The organism is Streptomyces sp. NPDC002835, from assembly GCF_053591995.1.
The window spans coordinates 233,124-254,877 of record NZ_JBSFUW010000002.1; the positions used below are offsets into that span (position 1 = coordinate 233,124).

The following is a 21,754-nucleotide window of genomic DNA, read 5'->3' on the forward strand; positions in this document are numbered from 1 at the left end:
GCGCTTCACGCCGGGCGGAACCAGACCGTCGCCAGCGGCGGCAGCGTCGGCGCGATCGACGTACGGCGGCCGTGCGACTCGACCTGCTCCGGCTTCAGCGGGTCCGGGTTGAGCACGCCGGAGCCGCCGAAGCGCTCCTCGTCGGTGTTGAGTACCTCGCTCCAGGCGGAGACCGACTCGGGGACGCCGAGGCGGAAGCCGTGCCGGACGACTGGCGAGAAGTTGCTCACCACCAGCAGCGGCGCGCCGTGCCGGTCGAAGCGCAGGAAGGCGAAGACGTTGTCCTCCCAGGCCCCGCCGTCCACCCACGCGAACCCCTCGGGCACGGTGTCCTGCTGCCACAGCGCGGGAGTGGCGCCGTACACCCCGTTCAGCTCGCGCACCAGCTCCCGTACGCCGCGGTGGTCGGGCTCCGCCGAGTACGACGGGTCGAGCAGCCACCAGTCGGGGCCGTGGCCCTCCGACCACTCCGCGCCCTGGGCGAACTCCTGGCCCATGAAGAGGAGTTGCTTGCCCGGGTGGGACCACATGAAGCCCAGGTACGCGCGGTGGTTGGCCCGCTGCTGCCACCAGTCGCCGGGCATCTTGCTCACCAGCGCCCGCTTGCCGTGCACCACCTCGTCGTGCGAGATCGGCAGCACGTAGTTCTCGCTGTAGGCGTACACCATCGAGAACGTCATCTCGTTGTGGTGGTACTTGCGGTGCACCGGCTCCTTGGAGACGTACACCAGCGAGTCGTGCATCCAGCCCATGTTCCACTTCAGACCGAAGCCGAGCCCGCCGTGGTCCGTCGGCCGGGTCACCCCGTTCCACGCCGTGGACTCCTCGGCGATCGTCACGACACCCGGATTGCGCCGGTAGACGGTGGCGTTCATCTCCTGGAGGAACGCGACGGCGTCCAGGTTCTCCCGGCCGCCGTGCTCGTTCGGCGACCACTGGCCGTCCTCGCGGGAGTAGTCGAGGTAGAGCATGGACGCGACCGCGTCGACCCGCAGCCCGTCGATGTGGAACTCCTCGCACCAGTACGTTGCGTTCGCCACCAGGAAGTTGCGGACCTCCTTGCGCCCGTAGTCGAACTCGAGCGTGCCCCAGTCGGGGTGCGCCGCCCGCGCCGGGTCGCTGTGCTCGTACAGGGGGCGGCCGTCGAACTCCGCGAGCGCCCAGTCGTCCCGGGGGAAGTGCGCCGGCACCCAGTCCACCAGCACCCCGATGCCCGCCCGGTGCAGGCTGTCCACCAGGTGCCGGAAGTCGTCGGGGGTGCCCATCCGGGACGTCGGCGCGTAGAAGCCGGTCACCTGGTAACCCCAGGATCCGCCGAACGGATGCTCGGCCACCGGCATGAACTCCACATGGGTGAAGCCGAGGTCCTTCACGTACTGCGGGAGCTGCACGGCGAGCTGGCGGTACGTCAGCCCCGGTCGCCAGGACGCCAGATGCACCTCGTAGACCGACATCGGCGCCTCGTGGAGGGGCCGGTCGCCGCGGTGCGTCATCCACTCCTGGTCGCCCCACTCGTGGTGCGACTCGGTCACGATCGACGCGTTGGCGGGCGGCACCTCGGTGCGCCGGGCCATCGGGTCGGCCCGCTGCGTGTACGAGCCGTCCGGGCGCGTGATCTCGAACTTGTACAGCGCGCCGTCGCCGATGCCGGGCAGGAACAGCTCCCACACCCCGGTCCCGCCGAGCGAGCGCATCGGGAAGCCGGTGCCGTCCCAGAAGTTGAAGTCGCCGACCACCCGCACACCGCGCGCGTTGGGCGCCCAGACGGTGAACCGCGTGCCGGTGACCTTCTGGTGGGTCATCGGGTGCGCGCCGAGCGCCGTCCACAGCTCCTCGTGCCGGCCCTCGCCGATCAGATGCAGATCGAGATCGCCGAGCGCGGGCAGGAAGCGGTACGGGTCCTCCACCTCGAAGCCGTCCTCGTGGCCCTCGTAGGTGACGGAAAGGCGGTACTCGGGCGTGGAGGTCAGCGGGAGGACACCGGAGAAGAGGCCGTCGCCCTCGCTGTGCAGCTCGGCGCGCAGGCCCTTGGCGAGAACGGTGACGGTCAGCGCGTGCGGCCGGAGCACCCGCAACTGGACGCCGCCGCGCACCGGGTGGGCGCCGAGCAGGGCGTGCGGGTCGTGGTGGCCGCCGCTCAGCAGCCGGGCCCGGTCCTCGTCGCCGAGCGGCTGCGCCGCACGGACCCCGCGCTGCCCGTCCCGCGGCCGGGGCGCGCCGGTGGGCTTGGCACGGCCGGCCTTCCCGGGCCCGTTCGCCCCCGCTCCTGCACCGCCCGTACCTGCCGCACCCGTACCTGCGCCGCCCGTCGGCGCGTCGGCCTCGGCAACGGCGGAACCTCCGGTCCCGCTCGATCCGCCCGCGCGGGCGGGGGCGCTCTTGCCGGCCGCGGCCGGCCGGCTCGCGCCGGTCTTGCCGGACCCGGCCCGAGCGGTCTTCGCCCGGGAAGTGCCCTTGCGGGCGGGCATCCGGCCGGCCCCGGCCGACGCCTGGCCCGCCGGCTCCGCCTCGGCGGAACCGGTACGGGCGGCGAGCGCGGTCTCCGCGGCGGCCGCCTCGTCCGCGCTCGGCCCGACCGGCTCGGGCACCGTCGCGACCGCCTCCGCGGTGACGACCGCGGCGGCCGCCCCCGCCCGGGCACGCTTCGTACGGCCGGCGCCCTTGGCCCGCCCCGTACCGGCCGCGGGCTCGCCGCCGTCCGGCACCGTCAGGGCACGGGCGCGGGTCGCGGCCGCCGGGGAGTCACCACCCGGGTGCTCCGGCCCCTCCGCGTCCCGCGGCCCTGCGGGATCCGCCGCATCCGCCGCGGCGGCGCCCGCCCGCCCGGCGCGGCGGCGCTTGGTCGCCGGTGCGGGCCCGGGCTTGTCGTCGTCTCCGGCGGAGGCGGGGCGTGCTCCCGTACCGCGCACCGGATCCGGCCCGGCCGGCACGGCGGGGTCGGTTTCTGCGCTGTGCGTCTCGGTCGGCTGGTGCGGGACTTCCGGTCCCGAGGACTTGCGGGACGACGGTCGGGCGGTCACGGATTCTGCCTCCTCAGGCGGCGAACTGCGGTAACGGCGGCGGACTGCGGTGAACGGCGGGCGAACTGACGGTGGGACGGGTCGGTCGGGGGCGGACGGTCGGTCAGTCCAGTGCGGCGAGACGTTCGATCGCGGCCATCGGCACCGGCAGCCAGTCCGGCCGGTGCCGCGCCTCGTAGACGGCCTCGTAGACGGCCTTGTCGGTCTCGTACGCGCGCAGCAGCTCGGGTTCCTCGCGCGGATCGTCGCCGCCGGCCTCGGCGTACCCGTCGCAGTACGCCTCGCGGCACCGCTCGGCCCAGGCCGGGTTCCAGGGCCGGTGGGTGCGGGCCGCGTAGTCGAACGACCGGAGCATGCCCGCCACGTCCCGTACGGCGGGCTGCGGCCGGCACCGTTCGGTGAGCGGCTTGGCGGGCTCGCCCTCGAAGTCGATGACGGACCACGGGGTGTCCTCGGGGCCCCGCAGTATCTGGCCGAGATGCAGGTCCCCGTGGACCCGTTGGGCGGACCAGGTGCGGCCGCGCGCGCCGAGCGCCTCGACCGCGTCGAAGGCGGCGCGCAGCCCCGGTACGTACGGCAGCAGCGCCGGCACCGCCTGCGCCGCCGCGTCCAGCCGCCGGACCATGGCCGCCGCGAGCCGCTCGGTGTGCGGGCCGCCGAGCTTGACCGTCGGCAGGGCGTCGGCGAGCGCGGTGTGCACCTCGGCGGTGACCCGGCCCAGCGCGCGGGCCTCGCCGAGGAAGGGCCGGCCGTCCGCCAGGGCCTCCAGCGCCAGCACCCAGCCGTCGCGCGAGCCCGGCAGGAACGGCTGGAGCACGCCCAGGGTGAAAGGTTCCGGCGCGGCTGCCTCGTACCAGGCGACCGGTACCGGCACCCGCCGGCAGCCGGCCCGGGCGAGGGCGAGCGGCAGCTCCAGATCGGGGTTGGGGCCCGGATGGATACGGCGGAAGAGCTTGAGGATGAAGGCGTCGCCGTAGACGAGCGAGGAGTTGGACTGCTCGGCGTCCAGGGGCCGGGCGGCCAGCTCCGCCGGGATCGCCGGCGCGCCGTCGAACCGGTCGAAGCGCAGCGGCCCGAGCGAGCCGGGCGTGCGCAGCCGTTCCAGCAGCAGCTTGGCGAGCCGCGGGTCGCGGGTCCCCTCGTACACGGTCCGCCTGGCGAGCGGTCCTTCGGTGAGATGGCCGATCAGCGCGGGCGCGAGGGCCGGTGGCAGGGTCTCGCGGACGCCGAGAAGCAGCTGGTAGCAGTCGTCGGACGAGGGCGACGGCGATTCCCGCTGCCGGACCCGTACGAGCAGATGCAGCAGTCCGGGACCAGGCCCGTTCATGGGCAGCAGCTCCGTCGCGGAGACGAGCGAGAAGCCTGCGACCGCGCAACCCTTGCCCGCGAACCAGCGCTGGCCGGGCAGCCATCGGCGCAGCAGCGGGGCGAGCGAGGGAAGCAGGCCGAGCGGAGTCCGGGTGGATGCAGCCTCCGACATGGGCATCGCGTCCTTTCCCCGGGTACACCACGAATGCGCAAAGTGTCCCGGATTGCAGCTGTGGCTGTCCGGCGGCGCGCGGGGATGAGGGGGGAGTGCCCGGTGCGGGGCGGCGGAAACCGCCCCGCCGGAGTAGGGGGCGCCTTTCGGACGGGACGGATCCCCCTGGTGGGCACGTCAGGATTTGGTCACGACGGCCTTCGTCTCCCCGATGGCCTTCGCCTCCTTGCGCAGCCGGAACCAGTAGAAGCCGTGCCCCGCGAGGGTCAGCAGATACGGCCACTGCCCGATGGGCGGGAACCGCACGCCGCCGATGAGTTCCACCGGATGCCGTCCGGCGAACGTCCGCAGGTCGAGCTCCGTCGGCTGTGCGAACCGCGAGAAGTTGTGGACGCACAGCACCAGGTCGTCACCGCCCTCCTCCTGGGAGGGGGCCTCCCGCAGGAACGCGAGCACGGCCGGATTGGACGACGGGAGCTCCGTGTAGGACCCGAGCCCGAAGGCCGGATTCTGCTTACGGATCTCGATCATCCGCCGCGTCCAGTGCAGCAGCGACGACGGCGACGACATCGACGCCTCGACGTTGGTGACCTGGTAGCCGTAGACCGGGTCCATGATGGTCGGCAGGTAGAGCCGTCCCGGGTCGCAGGAGGAGAAGCCCGCGTTGCGGTCGGGCGTCCACTGCATCGGGGTGCGGACCGCGTCCCGGTCGCCGAGCCAGATGTTGTCGCCCATCCCGATCTCGTCCCCGTAGTAGAGGATCGGTGAGCCGGGCAGCGACAGCAGCAGCGCGGTGAACAGCTCGATCTGGTTGCGGTCGTTGTCCAGCAGCGGGGCGAGCCGCCGGCGGATGCCGATGTTGGCGCGCATCCGCGGGTCCTTGGCGTACTCCGCGTACATGTAGTCGCGCTCTTCGTCCGTGACCATCTCGAGCGTCAGTTCGTCGTGGTTGCGCAGGAAGATGCCCCACTGGCAGTTCTTCGGGATGGCCGGCGTCTTGGCCAGGATTTCCGAGACCGGGTAGCGGGACTCGCGCCGGACCGCCATGAAGATGCGCGGCATCACCGGGAAGTGGAACGCCATGTGGCACTCGTCGCCGCCGACCCGGTAGTCGCCGAAGTAGTCGACGACGTCCTCCGGCCACTGGTTGGCCTCGGCCAGCAGCACGGTGTCCGGGTAGTGGGTGTCGATCTCCTTGCGCACCCGCTTGAGGAAGGAGTGGGTGCGCGGCAGGTTCTCGCAGTTGGTCCCCTCCTCCTGGTACAGATACGGCACGGCGTCCAGCCGGAAGCCGTCGATGCCCAGGTCGAGCCAGAACCGCAGCGCGGAGATGATCTCCTCCTGCACGGCGGGGTTCTCGTAGTTGAGATCCGGCTGGTGGGAGAAGAACCGGTGCCAGTAGTACTGCTTGCGCACCGGGTCGAAGGTCCAGTTCGACGCCTCGGTGTCGACGAAGATGATCCGGGCGTCCTGGTACTGCTTGTCGTCGTCGGCCCAGATGTAGTAGTCGCCGTAGGGCCCGTCCGGGTCGGCGCGGGACTCCTGGAACCACGGGTGCTGGTCGCTGGTGTGGTTCATGACGAAGTCGATGATGACGCGCATGCCGCGCTGGTGGGCGGCGTCGACGAACTCGACGAAGTCGGCCAGGTCGCCGAACTCGGGCAGTACGGAGGTGTAGTCGGCGACGTCGTAGCCGCCGTCCCGCAGGGGGGACTTGAAGAACGGCGGCAGCCACAGGCAGTCCACGCCCAGCCACTGCAGATAGTCCAGTTTCGCGGTGATGCCCTTCAGGTCGCCGACGCCGTCGCCGTTGCTGTCCTGGAAGGAGCGGACCAGGACCTCGTAGAAGACGGCCCGCTTGAACCAGTCGGGGTCGCGGTCGCGTGCGGGTGTGTCCTCGAACGTGTCGTGGACGGGCTCATTCACGATCATGATGTGGGTGACCCTCCGGTCTGCTGGGACGGTCGCAGGGTGAAGATGTGCGCGGGCGCGGTACCCGGCTCGAGGCGCACATAGTTGGCCCTGCCCCAGTGATAGGTCTCGCCGGTGAGCTCGTCGCGCACCGGTACGGTCTCGTCCCCCTCGAGACCGAGTTGCGGCATGTCCAACGAGACCGTGGCCTCCTGGGTGTGGTGGGGATCGAGGTTGGCGACGACGAGGACCACGTCCGGTCCGGAGCGCTTCGAGTAGGCGATCATCCGGTCGTTGTCGATGTGGTGGAAGTGGACGTCGCGCAGCTGCTGGAGCGCCGGGTGGCGGCGCCTGATCCGGTTGAGGGTGGTGATCAGCGGGGTGATCGTGCGGCCCTCCCGTTCGGCCGACTCCCAGTCACGGGGCCTGAGTTGGTACTTCTCCGAGTGCCGGTACTCCTCGCTGCCGACCCGCAGCGGGACGTTCTCGCAGAGCTCGTAGCCCGCGTAGAGACCCCAGGACGGGGAGAGGGTCGCGGCGAGCACGGCACGCACCTCGTAGGCCGGCCGGCCGCCCTCCTGGAGGTAGGCGTGCAGGATGTCGGGGGTGTTCACGAAGAAGTTGGGCCGCATGTAGGCGGCGGCCTCGCCGGACAGCTCGGTGACGTACTCGGTGAGCTCGTGCTTGGTGTTGCGCCAGGTGAAGTACGTGTACGACTGCTGGAAGCCGATCGCGCCGAGGGTGTGCATCATCGCCGGCCTGGTGAACGCCTCTGCCAGGAAGATGACGCCGGGGTCGGAGCCGTTGATCTCCGCGATCACCTTCTCCCAGAAGACGACCGGTTTCGTATGCGGATTGTCGACCCGGAAGATCCGTACACCGTGGTCCATCCAGAACCGCAGCACCCGCACCGTCTCGCGGACGATGCCCTCCATGTCCGCGTCGAAGGCGATGGGGTAGATGTCCTGGTACTTCTTCGGCGGGTTCTCCGCGTACGCGATGGTCCCGTCGGCCCGGTGGTGGAACCAATCCGGATGCTCCTTCACCCAGGGGTGGTCGGGGGAGCACTGCAGCGCGAAGTCGAGCGCCACCTCCATCCGCAGCGACCGGGCGGCCGTCACGAAGTGGTCGAAGTCGGCGAGGGTGCCGAGGTCGGGGTGGACGGCGTCGTGCCCGCCGAAGGCGGACCCGATCGCCCAGGGCACGCCGACGTCGTCGGGGCCCGCGGTGAGGGCGTTGTCGGGGCCCTTGCGGTGGGTGGTGCCGATGGGGTGGATCGGCGGCAGGTACACCACGTCGAAGCCCATCGCGGCGACGGCGGGCAGCCGTTCCGCGGCGGTGCGGAAGGTACCGGAGACCGGCGGCTCGCCCTCCTTGACGACGGCGCCCTCGGACCGCGGGAACAGCTCGTACCAGGAGCCGTAGAGCGCCCTTCGCCGCTCCACCAGCAGGGGCAGCGGCGGGGAGGCGCTGACCAGTTCACGCAGCGGATGACGGGAGAGAGCGGCGTCCGCGTCGGCGGCGAGCGCCGCGGCGAGCCGCGCCTTCGCCGGCCGCGCCGTGTCGCGCAGCGCGTCGACGGCGGCGAGCACGGCCTCCCGGCCGTCCTTCTTGGGCACCCCGGCGGCGGCGCGTTCGTAGAGCTCCGCGCCCTCCGCCAGCACCAGTTCGGTGTCGATCCCGGCAGGGATCTTGATGTCGGCGGTGTGCCGCCAGGTGGCGACGGGATCGCTCCAGGCCTCGACGGTGTAGGTCCAGTGGCCTTCTGCGGCGGGGGTGACCTCCGCTCCCCACCGGTCGGTGCCGGGGGCGAGCTCCCGCATGGGGGTGAAGGGACCGGGGCGGCCCTTCGGGTCGTACAGCACGACATTGGCGGCGACAGCGTCATGGCCCTCGCGGAAGACCGTGGCGGTGACCTGGAAGGTCTCACCCGCCACGGCTTTCGCGGGCCTTCTGCCGCAGTCGACGAGTGGGCGGACGTCCAGGACGGGGATGCGACCGATGAGCGAGTTCACAACATCACCTGAGGGCTGTGCGGGCAGGTCGGATGGAGCGGAATGTCTCGTTTGTGCGGACCCAGTCTCATTTGACTAGGTTTTATTTGTATCTGCTGAGTCGGTGACTGGCGGGCTGCGGGCATGTCCGCTCCTGTCCGCGTTCACTCGGTTGGACGGTAGGGAGGCCGATCGGGGGTGCTCTCGCCTGCGTTCCGGGTGAGGCCTACCCACGCCGTTCGGGTGGGCAATCCGGTGATGTGTTAACTACTAGGACGTACGGGGTCGCACAAGACACACGTGAAGAGACCGGCCCGACACGAGGCCGGAACCGGTCTTTTCCGATGCTCGTCGCGCGCCGGGTGCGCCAATGCGCCGGGCGCACGTCAGTGCGCCGTGGTTACGTACGGCGCGGACCGATACCGTCGGAAATGACGGAAAAGGACGCACCGTCGTGCGTCCCCTCGGATGCGTACCTCCCCTGCGAAGGTGGAACTTGTGAAGGCCATTCGTCGATTCACCGTCCGCCCCGTCCTCCCCGAACCGCTCGGGCCGCTCAGCGATCTCGCGCGCAATCTGCGCTGGTCCTGGCACACCGAGACGCGAGAGCTCTTCCGTTGTGTCGATCCCGAGGGGTGGCGGGCCGTCGGCGGCGACCCCGTGCGGCTCCTCGGGAACGTCTCCGCCACCCGCATGGCCGAACTGGCCAAGGACCGGCGGTTCCTCCGCCGGCTCACCGCCGCCGCCGACGACCTCGACGACTATCTGCACGGCCGCAGGTGGTACCAGTCCCACGGCGGTGACAGCGGCCCCGACACCCCCGCCTTCCCGGCCGCCATCGCCTACTTCTCACCGGAGTTCGGCGTCACCGCCGCCCTGCCGCAGTACTCCGGCGGCCTCGGCATCCTCGCCGGCGACCACCTCAAGGCGGCAAGTGACCTCGGCGTACCGCTCATCGGCGTCGGCCTGCTCTACCGCCACGGATACTTCCGCCAGTCGCTGTCCCGCGACGGCTGGCAGCAGGAGCACTACCCCGTACTCGACCCGAACGAGCTGCCGGTCAGCCTGCTGCGCGAGGCGGACGGCGCCCCCGCCCGGGTGTCCCTCGCCCTGCCCGGCGGGCGCTCGCTGCACGCGCACATCTGGGTCGCCCAGGTCGGCCGCGTACCGCTGCTGATGCTCGACTCCGACATCGAGGACAACGGCCCCGGCGCCCGCGACGTCACCGACCGGCTCTACGGCGGCGGCAGCGAACACCGGCTGCTCCAGGAGATGCTGCTCGGCATCGGCGGCGTCCGGGCCGTCCGCACGTACTGCCGGCTCACCGGCCACGCCGCGCCCGAGGTGTTCCACACCAACGAGGGCCACGCCGGCTTCCTCGGCCTCGAACGCATCCGCGAGCTGGGCGAGACGCCCGAACACGGCGGCAGCGGCCTCGGCTTCGACGCCGCACTGGAGGCGGTGCGGGCCGGGACCGTCTTCACCACCCACACCCCCGTACCGGCCGGCATCGACCGCTTCGACCGCGAACTCGTCGCACGCCACTTCGCCGAGGGCGCCGAACTGCCGGGCGTGCCCGTCGACAAGGTCCTCCAGCTCGGCATGGAGACCTACCCCGGCGGCGAGCCCGGCCTCTTCAACATGGCCGTAATGGGCCTGCGGCTCGCCCAGCGCGCCAACGGCGTCTCCGAACTGCACGGCGCGGTCAGCCGCAGCATGTTCGCCGGACTCTGGCCGGGATTCGACGCCACGGAAGTGCCCATCACCTCCGTCACCAACGGGGTGCACGCCCCGACTTGGGTCGCGCCCGAGGTGTTCCGCCTCGGCGCCCGTCAGATCGGCGCCGCCCGCGCCGAGGACGCCCTGTCCGTCGGCGGCTCGGGCCGCTGGGACGCCGTCGGCAACATCCCCGACGCCGACATCTGGGAGCTGCGCCGCTCCCTGCGCGAGCAGTTGGTGCACGAGGTACGGGACCGGCTGCGCGCCTCCTGGCGCCAGCGCGGCGCGGGCTCCGCCGAACTCGGCTGGATCGACGGCGTACTCGACCCGGACGTGCTCACCATCGGCTTCGCCCGTCGGGTCCCCTCGTACAAGCGGCTCACCCTGATGCTCCGCGACCGTGAGCGCCTCACCGAGATGCTGCTCCACCCCACCCAGCCGATCCAGATCGTCGTCGCCGGCAAGGCCCACCCGGCCGACGACGGCGGCAAGCGGCTGGTGCGGGAACTGGTCCGCTTCGCCGACGACCCGCGCGTGCGCCACCGCATCGTCTTCCTGCCCGACTACGGCATGGCGATGGCGAAGAAGCTCTACCCCGGCTGCGACGTCTGGCTGAACAACCCGCTGCGCCCCCTGGAGGCCTGCGGCACCAGCGGCATGAAGGCCGCGCTGAACGGCGCGCTCAACCTGTCGGTCCTCGACGGCTGGTGGGACGAGTGGTACGAGCCCGACTACGGCTGGGCGATCCCCACCGCCGACGGTGCGTCCACCGACGAGGACCGCCGCGACGAGCTGGAGGCGGCGGCGCTCTACTCACTGATCGAGGACCGGGTCGCCCCCCGCTTCTACGACCGGGGCAGCGGCGGCCTGCCCGACCGCTGGATCGAGATGGTCCGCCGCACCCTCACCACCCTCGGCCCCAAGGTCCTCGCCGGCCGCATGGTGCGCGAGTACGTGGAGCGGCTGTACGCGCCGGCCGCGCAGGCGCACCGGTCCATGGACGCCGCCGGCGCCCAGGAACTCGCCGCCTGGAAGTCCCGGGTGCGCGCCTCGTGGCGGCAGGTCGCCGTCGACCACGTGGAGGCCGTCGACCAGGACGCGGCGGCGGGCGCCTCCGCGACGGCCGGTCTCGGCTCGACGCTGACGCTGCGCGTCCAGGCGGCGCTCGGCGAACTGCAGCCGGAGGACGTCGAGGTCCAGGTGGTCGCGGGCCGCGTCGACTCCGACGACGCCATCCGCGACGCCCGCACCTTCCCGCTGAAACCGGCGAGCGGCCCGGACCTGGACGGCCGCTGGACCTACGAGGGCCCTCTCGCCCTCGACCGCACCGGCCCATTCGGCTACACGGTCCGCATCCTCCCCTCCCACCGACTCATCCCGGCGGGCGCGGACCTCGGCCTGGTCACCGTCCCGACGGAGTCGGCGACGGAGGAGTCGGGCGGCGTGCTGCTGCGGTGACGGGCTGACGCGGTTACTGGGACGGCGTCTTCTGCCCGGGTGGCCGGGCGGGGGCGCCGTCCCCTGTCCGGACCGCACGTGTCCGTCCCGGTCGAGCACGACGGCGGCCCGTGATGCGTCCTCCACGTGTCACGGCGAGGACGACGACCGGGCCGCGGGGCGCCAGGGGGCCGGCCAGACGACGTCCTGGGCGACGGCCCCCGGCACACCGAGACTGGTCCGGGCACGCTCGACGTAGCGGCTCCGCGCGTCCCGGAACTCCTGATACGCCTGGTCCCAGCTCTGGTCGACTTCCATGGCCGTGCCCCGGGCCAGGCACTCGAGCCGCCACAGACAGTGGTCCAGGGTCTTGGACGCGGTGTTCGCCTCCGTGTCACCCAGCAGCCCGAGCGTCTCCGACAGGGCCGACCGGCGGGACTCCGACGTGGCCAGTTCCGCCAGCACTTCGGGAGTCGGCTCCAGCGGCACGGGCCCGGACACCAGACCCCGCGCGGCAGCGATCCGCTGGTAGCCGGCGGCCAGTTCCTTGACGGCGTGGGCGTACTCGGCATAGGCCGCCAAGCGGTGCTCGTCCCACCGCACGGCCTGCTGCCTGCGCCACCTCGTCCGCTCGTTCAAGCTGCTCACCAGGAACGACGTGGCAGCGCCGAGGGCGACACCGACGAGCGGAAGTATCTGGCCGGTCAGACTCACCACGGACCCCGATCAGGTAGAGGGCAATCACCCCATCCTCTCCCTCTCGCGGTCGGCAGACACCGCCACCAACCGCCGCTGAACGGCAGTGCGCGCGACGTTAGTCGGTTCAGCCGGGCTGATCGCCCCTCAGGCCGGTGAGGAACGTGTGCCAGGGGGCGCGGCCGAAGGCCAGTACGGGGCCGGTGCGTTCTTGCTGTCGCGTACGGCCGCTCTACCGGTGAGGCCGGCCACCTCGACGCAGTCGCCGCCGGATGAGCCTCCACCGCTGTAACTGCTCTTTCGCCACGTGGCGTTGGCCCATATCGCGGCCTGCATGGTCGGCACCTCTTCCTTTCGGCTACAACTCACGCCTGATGCGCTGGATCAGAGTGAGACTCTCCGCAGGGCTCAAGGCGGCAGATCTCAGCGAATCGAACGCGAGCGTATACCGGTTGGTCTCCTCTGCCGTCTCCATGTGCAGGGTGCCGGTCACATGCTCGACGCAAACAACGTCCGAGAAGGCCGCAGTCGGGAACCCGAAGAGCACGAAGGCGCCGACCAGGCCGACATGGGCACCGGCGCTGAACGGCAGGACCTGAATGTCGATGTTGGGGCGATCAGCCGCCTTCACAAGGTTGTCCAGTTGCGGCCCCATGACGGCGCTGCCGCCGACCTGACTGCGCAGCCTCGCCCTCGATGACCCAGATGCGGGGAGGACTGTCGTCCTCCAGGATCCGCTGGCGCTGCATGCGCATGTCCACGAGTTCGTCCACCCGCTCGCTGCTGAGCACTTCAGGGTTCGCCCTGTAAAGAGCCCGAGCGTAGTCGGGGGTCTGAAAGAGGCCGGTAATCAGCAGGGGCTGGAAGGACCGGATCACAGTCGTGCCGGGCGTCTTCGCCCGACGTTGGAGCCGCAGCCGGCGCAACGTCGGCCGGGCGAGGGCAGAACTCCGCGCGGTGCTCGCGGACTGAGGGATGAGCGGCATCGAGGACGAGGCGTCGCTCGTGCTCTCGGAGCTGCTGACCAACGCAGTCCGGCACGCGACAGCCCCCGGCAGGGAGATCGAGACCCGGTACCTCCAGGTGCCCGACGGTCTCCGTATCGAGGTCCACGACGCGTCCGAGGCCCGTCCCCTGATGGCGCTCCCGCGCGAGGACGCGACAGGCGGGTGGGGCCTGCCCCTCGTCGACGTGCTGGCCTCGAAGTGGGGTGTCGCCGGCCGGGAGGGGCCCGGGAAGTGCGTCTGGGCCGTACTCCGCGTCGGACAGGGCGGAAGTCCGATGGCTGTCACGGCCGGCGGCCTCTCGGAACGGCAGCAGCCGCCGGCGTGACTCTTGCTGAGCCGGATGCTGGACCGAGGCAAGGCAATACCCTCGTAGAAGCGAGACCCAAGGCCCAGTAACGGCCCACGGGGCGAGCCAACGGACTGTGGCATTGGTGATGATCCGCTCAGGAGGCCCCGGGCAAGCTCCCGGGGCGTCTGTCAGACCGGCAAGACGGGTCGGAGGCGCTGCCACCAGGTCAGGAGCGACGTTCGACGGATCCCGAGGCAACTGCACAACAGGAGGATGGGCGGCGAACCTCTCGGTCTCTCAACCGCCCGCCGCAACGTCACGGGACAGCCCTCAGGACCGCCAGAGCCTCGCCCGTAGAGCCTTCCGCCCGCTGGTCTTCGCGTTCTCCTGGGTGCCGTTCGCGTAGGCGCTCGACTCGTCGCCGTCCTGGCGCAGGTCGACGCGGCCTGCCTGGTGGGAGAAGAGGGCACCGCCGGCGCTCATCGTGAGGTGGGCGGTGTAGGTGCCCGCCGGGAGGGCGGAGAGGTCGACGCCCTTGCCGTCCGGTGAGGTGAAGAACCCGTATCCGTACGAGCCGAAGTCGCCCGGCCCCACATGCGGGCGGACCTTCTCGGTCATCCGCAGGGGCTTGAGGTCGAAGGTATGGGCGGCATCCGGGCCCTGCAGGGTCAGGTAGTACGTGGCGTGGTTCTTGTGGTCCGCGTTGCGGCCGGGGAGGTAGAAGACGCCGTACGCACGCAGCTTCTGGGCGTCCATCAGAAAGCGCTGCAGCGAGAATACGGTTCCGCCGGGACCGCCGTCGGCCAAGCTGCGTTTGATCAGCCGGACGCCCTGCTGATCGCCCTTGAGTACGACTTCGAAGCCGTGGGAGGCACTTCGGCGGTCGATCGGCTCGTTTGCGACCAGGGGGACCCTTCGGTCGATGGACTCGCTCTCGCTCATCACCCGGGCGAACACGTCATATGCCCCTTGAGGCAAAGAGTCGAACAATTCCCGCGCATCGCATGCGAACCCGCCGTTCTCGTACGCGGTGAAGTACGTGTCGAAGTACTTGAGGTAGAGCTGGTCCACCGGCACGGTGTCCGCATCGGCCGCCCAGGCCTTCCCGTCCCGCACAAGAACGAGCTGCTTGGTCTCCCGCGACCCGCCGTTCCCGGAGTCCTCCGTGGCAGCGGCCGCGCCGGGTATGAAGGCATGACCCGTCAATCTGGCCTGCTGGTGCGTGAGGGCGGCGCCGGTCAGGACGGCCAGCGCGGTGTCCCGCCTCCGGAGATCCGCCAGATACGTGGCCGCGGCGGGCTCGTCCACGTCGTCGGAGCCGATCTGGACCTCGCCCCATTTCGGAGCGGCGCCTTCGGTCAGCGCGTAGATGATGCTCAGAATCGCGGAAAGCCCCTGCCGCGTCACCTCTGCATGCTTGACCAGAGCGGGGGACTCCACCATGACCAGGTTGAAATTGGAGTATTTTCGCAGGGCCGGGAGGAAGTGAACGACTTCCTGCTCGTACTGGTAGTCCCGGGTGGACGAGAGAAGGTAGATGTTGCGGTCGCGGTCCTCGTCCTCGGCCAGCAGCGTCGGCAGCAGGGCGTCGAGCGTGTCCACGTTCTCCTGGGGCTCCCCCTCGCCGAGAACGTACGCGCCGAGGTTTCCGTGTCCCTGCGAGTAGCTGCCGATGAAGTACTGCGGGGTTGACGCGACGATGTTCCGGTAGCCGTACTTCAGGCCGTAGATGATGGCGGCGCTGCCTCCCTTGGAGGATCCGGCGAGAACGACCGCGTCGCGCGACAGGCCCAGCTTCTGTGCGTACGTGGAGATCAGTTCCTCGATCGCGTCGGAAACGGAGAAGTCCATGTCCCGGCACACGTAATAGGACGTTCCTCCGTCGAACCGGTCACGTATCCGCAGGACGTTGCACTGGACGCCCGAGAGGGCTTTCCCGAATCCGTACTTCGAGCCCACGGAGGAGAAGACGACGAGAAGGTTTCCATGGTCGCCGGAGGCGGGCGTGAACTCGTACTCGATCTCCCATTTGCCCCACTTCTCGATGCGTATCTCGGGGCTGCGGATCGTCGCGGTCCGGTAGTTCTCCGACGTGTGGGGGAGGCTGTCCACAGCCTGCGGATTCTCCGGGCGGACGTGGTTGGATTTGGATTCCATGAATTGCAGGCCCCTTGTCCTGAGAGAGTGCTGCCATTGGAGCTGCGGCTGCTCCGCAGAAACTCCTCCGACGTGGGGCCGGGCATTTTCAGGAGAACAGCAGCCGGAGCGAGGCTACTGCATACCCGAGCGTCGCTTCGAGGGACAGTCGGCCGGATCACATTGGGTTCAAGGTCGCCGCATACCCCGCTGACGCAGGCAGGGTGCGGGCGGAAGCCCGTGATCGCCGCCACCACGTACCCTGGCCGCGTGACGATGCACAACACGGTCGATGTGAACGTCGACGCGATGCTCGAAGACCTCAGGACGCTTGTCGAGATCGAGTCTCCCTCGCGTGATCTCGACGCCTTGACGGCGTCGGCCAAAGCCGTCGCGGCGATCATCGAGAGCCGTCTCGGCGGGCAGGCCCTCCTGGTCGAGAGTGCGGCCGGGCCGCACGTCCACTGGTCCGGTGGCGGCGAGCCGGCCGTACTGATTCTCGGTCATCACGACACGGTGTTCCCGCTCGGCACCCTTGAGCGCCGTCCGTTCAAGGTGGGGGACGGGCGGGCGACCGGGCCCGGGGTGTTCGACATGCTCGGCGGACTGGTGCAGGCCGTGCACGGCCTGGCGACGCTGGAGGACCGGTCGGGCGTCGAGATCCTGGTGACCGCCGACGAAGAGGTCGGGTCCCACGCCTCCCGGGCCCTGCTCGAAGAGCGGGCGATGGCCTGCGGCGCGGTGCTCGTGCTCGAGGGGGCCGCCGACGGTGGGGCGCTGAAGACCGGGCGCAAGGGCTGCGGCTCGTTCAAGGTCTCCGTCACGGGCCGGGCGTCGCACGCGGGCCTCGAGCCCGCGGCCGGGGTGAACGCCCTGGTCGAAGCGGCACACCAGGTGCTGGACATCGCCGCGCTCGGACGCCCCGAGATCGGCACGACGGTCACCCCGACCGTCGCGACCGCGGGTACGTCGGACAACGTCGTCCCCGCGGAGGCGACCGTCCTCGTTGATGTCCGCGTCGAGTCGGCCGGTGAGAAGGAGCGCGTCGAAGCCGCCTTCGCGGCACTGGCCCCGCATCTCGACGAGGCACGGATCGCGGTTCAGGGAGGTGTCGGCCGGCCCCCGATGCCCGAATCGGCGTCGGCGGAGCTCTTCGCGCTGGCCGAGCGGCTGCTTCCCGGCATCGAAGGCGTGGCGGTCGGCGGCGGCAGCGACGGCAACTTTACGGCCGCGCTCGGGGTGCCGACGCTCGACGGCCTCGGAGCGGTCGGGGGCGGCGCCCACGCCGACCACGAGTATCTGGTGGTCGACGCGATGGCCGAACGGGCACGCCTGGTGGCCGGACTGGTGCACGCCCGGCGGGTCCGGGCGACGGCTCCGGATCGCGGTTGACCTTTACGTAACGTCAACTTCTACCGTTCACGTCATGGAGTGGTCGATCCAGGACATCGCGCGGCGCGCCGGCACCACGAGCCGGACGCTGCGGCACTACGGCGAGCTCGGGCTGCTCGTCCCGAGCCGCATCGGCAGCAACGGCTACCGCTACTACGGCCAGGACGAGCTCGTGCGCCTGCAGCGGATTCTGCTGCTGCGCCAGCTGGGGCTCTCGCTGCCCGCGATCGCCGAGGTGCTCGCGGGGCAGCAGGAGACCGCCGCCGCTCTGCGGACGCACCTGGAGCTGCTGGAACAGGAGCGCGAGCGCATCGGCCGGCAGATCGCCGCGGTGCGGACCACTCTCGACAAGACGACGAGAGGAGAACAGCTCATGCCCGAGGAAGTATTGGACGGCTTCGACCACACCCAGTACGAGCAGGAGGTCACCGAGCGCTGGGGCCGGGACGCGTACGTGAACGGCGACCGCTGGTGGCGGTCGCTCACGGACGCGGAGAAGCGGGACTTCAAGGAGCGGCAGACGGCGATCGCGACGGACTTCGCCGCCGCCTTCCGGGCCGGCCGGGCGGCGGACGACGACGAGGTGCAGGGCATCGCCCGGCGCCACTGCGAGTGGCTGTCCGGACCGGTGCGGGTCAGCCGCTCGTACGTCATCGGTCTCGGCGAGATGTACGTCGCCGACCCGCGGTTCACCGTGCTGTACGACCAGCATGCCGAGGGCGCGGCCGAGTTCGTCCGCGACGCCCTCAAGGTCTACGCGGAGCGGCATCTGACCGACTGACGCGTCGGCCGGTCCTGCGGGGGGTCGCCGCCGTCACGCCTCCGGATCACCGGGCGTGACGGCGGTGAACGGTGTCGGCGCGTCGCCCGTCCAGCGGTGCAGCACGGCCTTCCCGCTCTGCCGGGTGACACCGCCGACCTGGACCTTGGCGGCGTCGCCCACGTAGAACCGGCCGTCGTCGAGCGCGACCAGGCCGAACTGGCCGGGCGACTCCCAGCCGTAGGTGCCCGACGCCTTGTGGTGCACCCCCTGCGGGACGAGGTGCAGCAACCGTCCCTGCTCCGGCTCCGGCTGGCCGCGGAGCGGTCCGCGTCGCGGGGCGCGGTCGCCCTCGACCACGAAGAGGGACGAGTTGGGGAAGCCCTTCTTGGTCCCTTTGTACGCGGCCATCAGCCAGTTGCGGCTGTGCGCGTCGTACTCGAGGTTCTGCACGCCGTACTTCGTGTTCCCCGTGTACACGAAGTACTTGCCGTCGGGAGCGGAGGGCCCGCTGCGGTGCGGCCGCGACTCGGTCAGAGGGCGCTCGAGCGGGCCCCAGCCGCGGACGTCGTACTGGAGCAGGACCTGATGGTCGTTGTCCGTGCGGCCGGCGTCGGAGTACACCCCGTACGCGACGGTCAGCTTCTGCTGCCCGCCCTCCTTGCCCGACGCCGCGCCGAACGCCGGGCCGAATGCCAGCCCGTCGATGCCGCTGCACCCGTAGCGGTGGTCCGCCGTGCGCGCGGTGTCGCCGTCGAAGGAGCCGTCGGCGTCCATGTCCGCCGTGTAGTCGTCCACCACCTCCTGGAGGTGAACGGTGGAGACGACCCCGCTGGTGGCCGCGTCCATGTCCATGCGGTCGATCAGGTCGCCGTCCAGGATCGCGATGTAGAACGCCTCGGCGTCCTTGTACTCGAGCGAGCCGTAGACCCGCCGGTCCTCCGCGTTGAAGTCGAGATCGCCCAGGTGCCCGGTGAAGCCGGTGACCGAGCCGACCGGATGCCCCTCCAGGTCCGTCTTGACCAGGAGGTTCGTGAACGAGAAGTACATGAACCCCTTGGCGCGGTCCAGGGCCGTACCCTGCAGGTGACCGGACTCCCAGGCGCCGCCCTCGATCTCGACCGGTTGCCGGGATGCGCTGGACGGCGGCTCGCTGCCGCCCGCGACGGCCAGGGTGCTGATGACGGCCGCTGCCGAGCAGACGGCGACGGACAGCAAGCCGTAGAGGCGCGTGTTCCTTTTGACGGGTCCCTCCCCTGTTCCGGAGCCCGGACCACGCCCGCCGGCGGGCGTCCGGCCCGTTCCCGCGTCCCCACGAAGGAAGCAGCCCCGGCTCTCCGCCTGGCTTCCGGTGCCCCAAACAGCCGTGCGACAGGCGGCAGACCGTTCTCACGTTCGACTCTATCCGGCCCCGTTTCCCGGACCGCCGGGACCCCACGACGACGCTCACGCCAACACCGAGCACCGAGCATCACGCCAGACCTGTAATGCAGGCTGCCTTGACGGACAACAACAAGATGGGGGCGCGAACCGGCGTCCCCACCGTTCCGGTGGAACGGCGTTGGAGAGGGTGGGGGAGCGGGGTGACGGACGCAGGTGACAGCACAGGCATGCAGCGCCGGCTCGAAGGGCTGTTCACCGCACACGCCGATCGTGTCTACGCCTTCGCCGTGCACAGGCTGGATCCGGAAGCCGCGCGGGACGTCGTGTCGGAGACGTTCCTTGCGGCGTGGCGCCGCATCGACGAGATCCGTGATCCCGCCCTGCCGTGGTTGCTCGGCACAGCAAGGAAGATCATCGCCAACGAGCTCCGCAGGCACAGCCGCCAGACCGCTCTGACCGAACGCCTCGTCGTCATGACGGCGGAACGGGACACGGACGAGTCCACGTCCGCAGCGGACCGGCAGTCCGTTCTTGCCGCGATGCGCCACTTGTCCGAGGCGGACCAGGAAGTCCTGACCGTGTCGGCCTGGTACGACCTGAGCGGCCCCGAGGCCGCCGAGGTGCTGGGCTGCTCCGCCGGGACCTACGCGGTCCGGCTTCACCGGGCCCGCCGCAGACTTCACCGCCGGATGGGACAGGCCGCTGCCGAGGACCGACCCTCGTATCCCGTCCAGGAGGTAGACCGGTGAAGAAGCGCGACATCCACCACGTCCTGCGCAGCGCCCGCCCACCCGCGCACGACGGATGGCACGACACCGCCGACGGACGCCAGATCCTGGCGCACATCCTCAGCACCACCCCAAAAGAGGAGACTCACATGACGCCTCCCACGCGTCGGCGTCCTGCCCGGATGGCACTGATCGCCGTCGGCGCCGTAGCGGCGACGACGGCCGTCGCCCTGCTCGCGGGTCCGCAACTCTTCGGCCAGGACGACACGGCAGCCGGCAAGGGGAAGCAGTCGGCCTCGGCGTTCTTCGAGCCGCTCCGGTTCGGCTCGGGCATGCGGGAGGTGGAGCAGTACGACTCGCTCGATGCCGCGGCCGAAGCGGCCTCCGCCGTGGTGATGGCGGAAGTCGTCGACGTTCGCATGACCAGGGTCATCGAAGGCGAGGGAGGCGACCGTCTGTACATGATCGGCGTGATCGTGCGGCCGGTCGAGATTTTGGACGGTGCGCTCGGTGAGGCGTCGCAGCAGCAGCTCACGGTCGAGTTCACCGGGGGCGGCGAGGACCCGGCGGCGGCCGTCGAGCAGATGAAGTCACAGCTGCCCGAGAGGGAGTCGGTCTGGTTCCTCCGCTCCAAGGCGGAGGAGGGCGAGCGCCTTCTGGAGGAGCTCAAGCAGGCCGGCAGGACGCCCTCGGCCGATTGGGTCAGGGCCGTCGAGGGGGACAGGCCCTACTACCGTGTCGTCTCCTCCCAGGGGCTCTTCGTCCAGGACGAGCAGGACGTCATCAACCCCATCGTGGGCGAGGACGGGACGTCCGACACGATGGTGGCCGAGGGAGAGAAGTACGACGAGGTGAGCCACCTTGCCGACCATGTGCGGGAAGCACGGTAGAAGCCGCCACACCTCTGCCGGGGATGGGCCGCCCGATCACCGGCGGTCCGGGTGCTGTCGGAGGCCGGGTCAGCGGTCCGGGAGCCGGGACCAGAAGTGGTCGACGATCTCCTCGACGTAGCGTCGGCCGGCCTCGCCCGAGGCCGTGGTGCCGCCGGCTCGGCTGAGGGTGGCGGCCATGAGGGTCTGGTACTCCTGCTGCATGGCGCGCAGGGGGTCCTGCAGATCGCGGCGGTCCATGGAGACGAGCTTGGCGATGGCGCGGACGTGGGCCTGCCAGCGGGTGGAGACCGCTTCGGTGAGGAGGCGGGCGAGTTCGTCCTCCAGGCCGGTGATGGCGATGAAGTCCCGCGGGGGAAGGCCGAGGACGCTGCCGAGCGCGGCGGACTGGCGCTTGTCGCCGGTCCACCGGCCGGTTTCTTCCATGTGGTGGTACGCGTCGAGCGCGAGGCCGGTGGCGCGCGCCACGTCCTCGGCGGGGAGGCCGCGGGCGAGGCGGTGTTCGCGCAGCGTGCGCGGGTTGCCCATGAGTTCGGCGGGCGCGCACCACAGCGCGCCCGCCAGGGCGGTGAGTTCCTCGGAGGTCGGCAGGGCTGTGCCGCGTTCCCATGCGGCGACGTGTTCGGGGGTGATGTGGGCCATGCCGAACGAGGCACGCATGCCGTAGGCGACGTGGCCGGGCGCCATCCCGAGTTTCTCGCGCAGGGTGCGGGCGGCGCGCGCGTTGAAGGGGAGGGGTGGATGCACGGTGCGAGAGTAGGCAGTTACTCGGGGCTACTCCATGGCCGCTGTCGCCTGCATCCCGTTATGCGGAATAGGTCGTCGGGGATTTCGTAGGAACCGACAGGGGCGCTCGAAGAGGGCCAATTTCCGTTCACTTTAGGTCCGTTGCGGATCACGGTATGACACGTA

The 21,754-nt window shown here is 70.6% G+C and carries 15 protein-coding genes and 1 pseudogene; 6 read left to right on the top strand and 10 right to left on the bottom strand.

The features are described from left to right. Positions 1-5: 5 nt before the first annotated feature. From glgB to ACWD01_RS03865, 4 genes are all read right to left on the bottom strand, one after another. The gene (gene glgB / locus ACWD01_RS03850) at positions 6-3,020 is read right to left on the bottom strand and encodes a 1,4-alpha-glucan branching enzyme (RefSeq protein ID WP_451157739.1); all 3,015 of its coding nucleotides are present in this window, start codon (positions 3,018-3,020) and stop codon (positions 6-8) included. A 103-nt stretch (positions 3,021-3,123) separates the two neighbouring features. Continuing rightward, entirely contained in the window at positions 3,124-4,500 is a 1,377-nt protein-coding gene (locus ACWD01_RS03855) for a maltokinase N-terminal cap-like domain-containing protein (protein ID WP_451157741.1), read from the bottom strand. 177 nt (positions 4,501-4,677) lie between these two features. Continuing rightward, positions 4,678-6,432, bottom strand: coding sequence for a maltose alpha-D-glucosyltransferase (gene treS, locus ACWD01_RS03860; RefSeq protein WP_451157743.1), 1,755 nt, complete (start codon positions 6,430-6,432; stop codon positions 4,678-4,680). Further along, positions 6,429-8,426: a maltotransferase domain-containing protein gene (locus tag ACWD01_RS03865; RefSeq protein ID WP_451157745.1), complete on the bottom strand. Its 1,998-nt coding sequence runs from the start codon at positions 8,424-8,426 to the stop codon at positions 6,429-6,431. Before ACWD01_RS03865 ends, treS begins: the two co-directional genes overlap by 4 nt. Positions 8,427-8,903: 477 nt before the next feature. Here ACWD01_RS03865 and glgP point away from each other — a divergent pair, with 477 nt between their 5' ends. Further along, positions 8,904-11,582, top strand: coding sequence for an alpha-glucan family phosphorylase (glgP, locus tag ACWD01_RS03870; RefSeq protein ID WP_451157747.1), 2,679 nt, complete (start codon positions 8,904-8,906; stop codon positions 11,580-11,582). A 129-nt stretch (positions 11,583-11,711) separates the two neighbouring features. Here the strand turns inward: glgP and ACWD01_RS03875 are convergent, their stop codons facing one another. The 3 genes and pseudogenes from ACWD01_RS03875 to ACWD01_RS03885 all read right to left on the bottom strand — a co-directional run bounded on the left by ACWD01_RS03875 (position 11,712) and on the right by ACWD01_RS03885 (position 13,243). Beyond that, positions 11,712-12,278 carry a hypothetical protein gene (locus ACWD01_RS03875; RefSeq protein ID WP_451157749.1) on the bottom strand — a complete coding sequence of 189 codons (567 nt, stop codon included), beginning with the start codon at positions 12,276-12,278 and terminating at the stop codon, positions 11,712-11,714. Positions 12,279-12,404: 126 nt separating this feature from the next. Further along, complete coding sequence (locus ACWD01_RS03880) at positions 12,405-12,593, bottom strand: DUF397 domain-containing protein (protein WP_451157751.1); 189 nt, start codon at positions 12,591-12,593, stop codon at positions 12,405-12,407. Positions 12,594-12,615: 22 nt separating this feature from the next. After that, positions 12,616-13,243 (bottom strand): annotated as a pseudogene (locus tag ACWD01_RS03885) (DUF5753 domain-containing protein). Between ACWD01_RS03885 and ACWD01_RS03890 the strand changes: the two are divergent. Beyond that, the gene (locus ACWD01_RS03890; protein ID WP_451157753.1) at positions 13,233-13,589 is read left to right on the top strand and encodes an ATP-binding protein; all 357 of its coding nucleotides are present in this window, start codon (positions 13,233-13,235) and stop codon (positions 13,587-13,589) included. The pseudogene ACWD01_RS03885 and the gene ACWD01_RS03890 sit on opposite strands and share 11 nt — an antisense overlap. Before the next feature lie 294 nt (positions 13,590-13,883). Here the strand turns inward: ACWD01_RS03890 and ACWD01_RS03895 are convergent, their stop codons facing one another. Then, positions 13,884-15,710, bottom strand: coding sequence for a hypothetical protein (locus ACWD01_RS03895; protein WP_451157755.1), 1,827 nt, complete (start codon positions 15,708-15,710; stop codon positions 13,884-13,886). 255 nt (positions 15,711-15,965) lie between these two features. On the opposite strand from ACWD01_RS03895, the gene ACWD01_RS03900 reads away from it, so the two are divergent. Both ACWD01_RS03900 and ACWD01_RS03905 read left to right on the top strand, forming a co-directional pair. Next, a complete protein-coding gene (locus ACWD01_RS03900) occupies positions 15,966-17,081 on the top strand; it encodes a M20 family metallopeptidase (protein WP_451157888.1) in 1,116 nt (371 codons plus the stop codon). Between the two features lie 34 nt (positions 17,082-17,115). Next, complete coding sequence (locus tag ACWD01_RS03905; protein WP_451157757.1) at positions 17,116-17,862, top strand: MerR family transcriptional regulator; 747 nt, start codon at positions 17,116-17,118, stop codon at positions 17,860-17,862. Positions 17,863-17,895: 33 nt separating this feature from the next. Here the strand turns inward: ACWD01_RS03905 and ACWD01_RS03910 are convergent, their stop codons facing one another. Beyond that, positions 17,896-19,059 (bottom strand): hypothetical protein, encoded by a 1,164-nt coding sequence (locus tag ACWD01_RS03910; RefSeq protein ID WP_451157759.1) that lies wholly within the window; start codon positions 19,057-19,059, stop codon positions 17,896-17,898. A gap of 365 nt (positions 19,060-19,424) precedes the next feature. Between ACWD01_RS03910 and ACWD01_RS03915 the strand changes: the two genes are divergently transcribed. Both ACWD01_RS03915 and ACWD01_RS03920 read left to right on the top strand, forming a co-directional pair. Beyond that, the gene (locus ACWD01_RS03915) at positions 19,425-19,973 is read left to right on the top strand and encodes an RNA polymerase sigma factor (protein ID WP_451157761.1); all 549 of its coding nucleotides are present in this window, start codon (positions 19,425-19,427) and stop codon (positions 19,971-19,973) included. Next, the gene (locus ACWD01_RS03920) at positions 19,970-20,842 is read left to right on the top strand and encodes a hypothetical protein (RefSeq protein WP_451157763.1); all 873 of its coding nucleotides are present in this window, start codon (positions 19,970-19,972) and stop codon (positions 20,840-20,842) included. Before ACWD01_RS03915 ends, ACWD01_RS03920 begins: the two co-directional genes overlap by 4 nt. A 69-nt stretch (positions 20,843-20,911) precedes the next feature. Here ACWD01_RS03920 and ACWD01_RS03925 read toward each other — a convergent pair whose 3' ends face one another. After that, on the bottom strand, positions 20,912-21,589 hold the full coding sequence (locus tag ACWD01_RS03925; RefSeq protein ID WP_451157765.1) for a helix-turn-helix domain-containing protein: 678 nt from the start codon (positions 21,587-21,589) through the stop codon (positions 20,912-20,914). Between the last annotated feature and the right edge of the window lie 165 nt (positions 21,590-21,754).

What these genes read in the sequence shown, in the direction of transcription:
- treS (WP_451157743.1), bottom strand. Translation starts at nt 6,432, where the DNA reads ATGATCGTGAATGAGCCCGTCCACGACACGTTCGAGGACACACCCGCA.
- ACWD01_RS03855 (WP_451157741.1), bottom strand. Translation starts at nt 4,500, where the DNA reads ATGTCGGAGGCTGCATCCACCCGGACTCCGCTCGGCCTGCTTCCCTCG.
- ACWD01_RS03900 (WP_451157888.1), top strand. Translation starts at nt 15,966, where the DNA reads ATGCACAACACGGTCGATGTGAACGTCGACGCGATGCTCGAAGACCTC.
- ACWD01_RS03905 (WP_451157757.1), top strand. Translation starts at nt 17,116, where the DNA reads ATGGAGTGGTCGATCCAGGACATCGCGCGGCGCGCCGGCACCACGAGC.
- ACWD01_RS03880 (WP_451157751.1), bottom strand. Translation starts at nt 12,593, where the DNA reads ATGCAGGCCGCGATATGGGCCAACGCCACGTGGCGAAAGAGCAGTTAC.
- ACWD01_RS03895 (WP_451157755.1), bottom strand. Translation starts at nt 15,710, where the DNA reads ATGGAATCCAAATCCAACCACGTCCGCCCGGAGAATCCGCAGGCTGTG.
- ACWD01_RS03890 (WP_451157753.1), top strand. Translation starts at nt 13,233, where the DNA reads ATGAGCGGCATCGAGGACGAGGCGTCGCTCGTGCTCTCGGAGCTGCTG.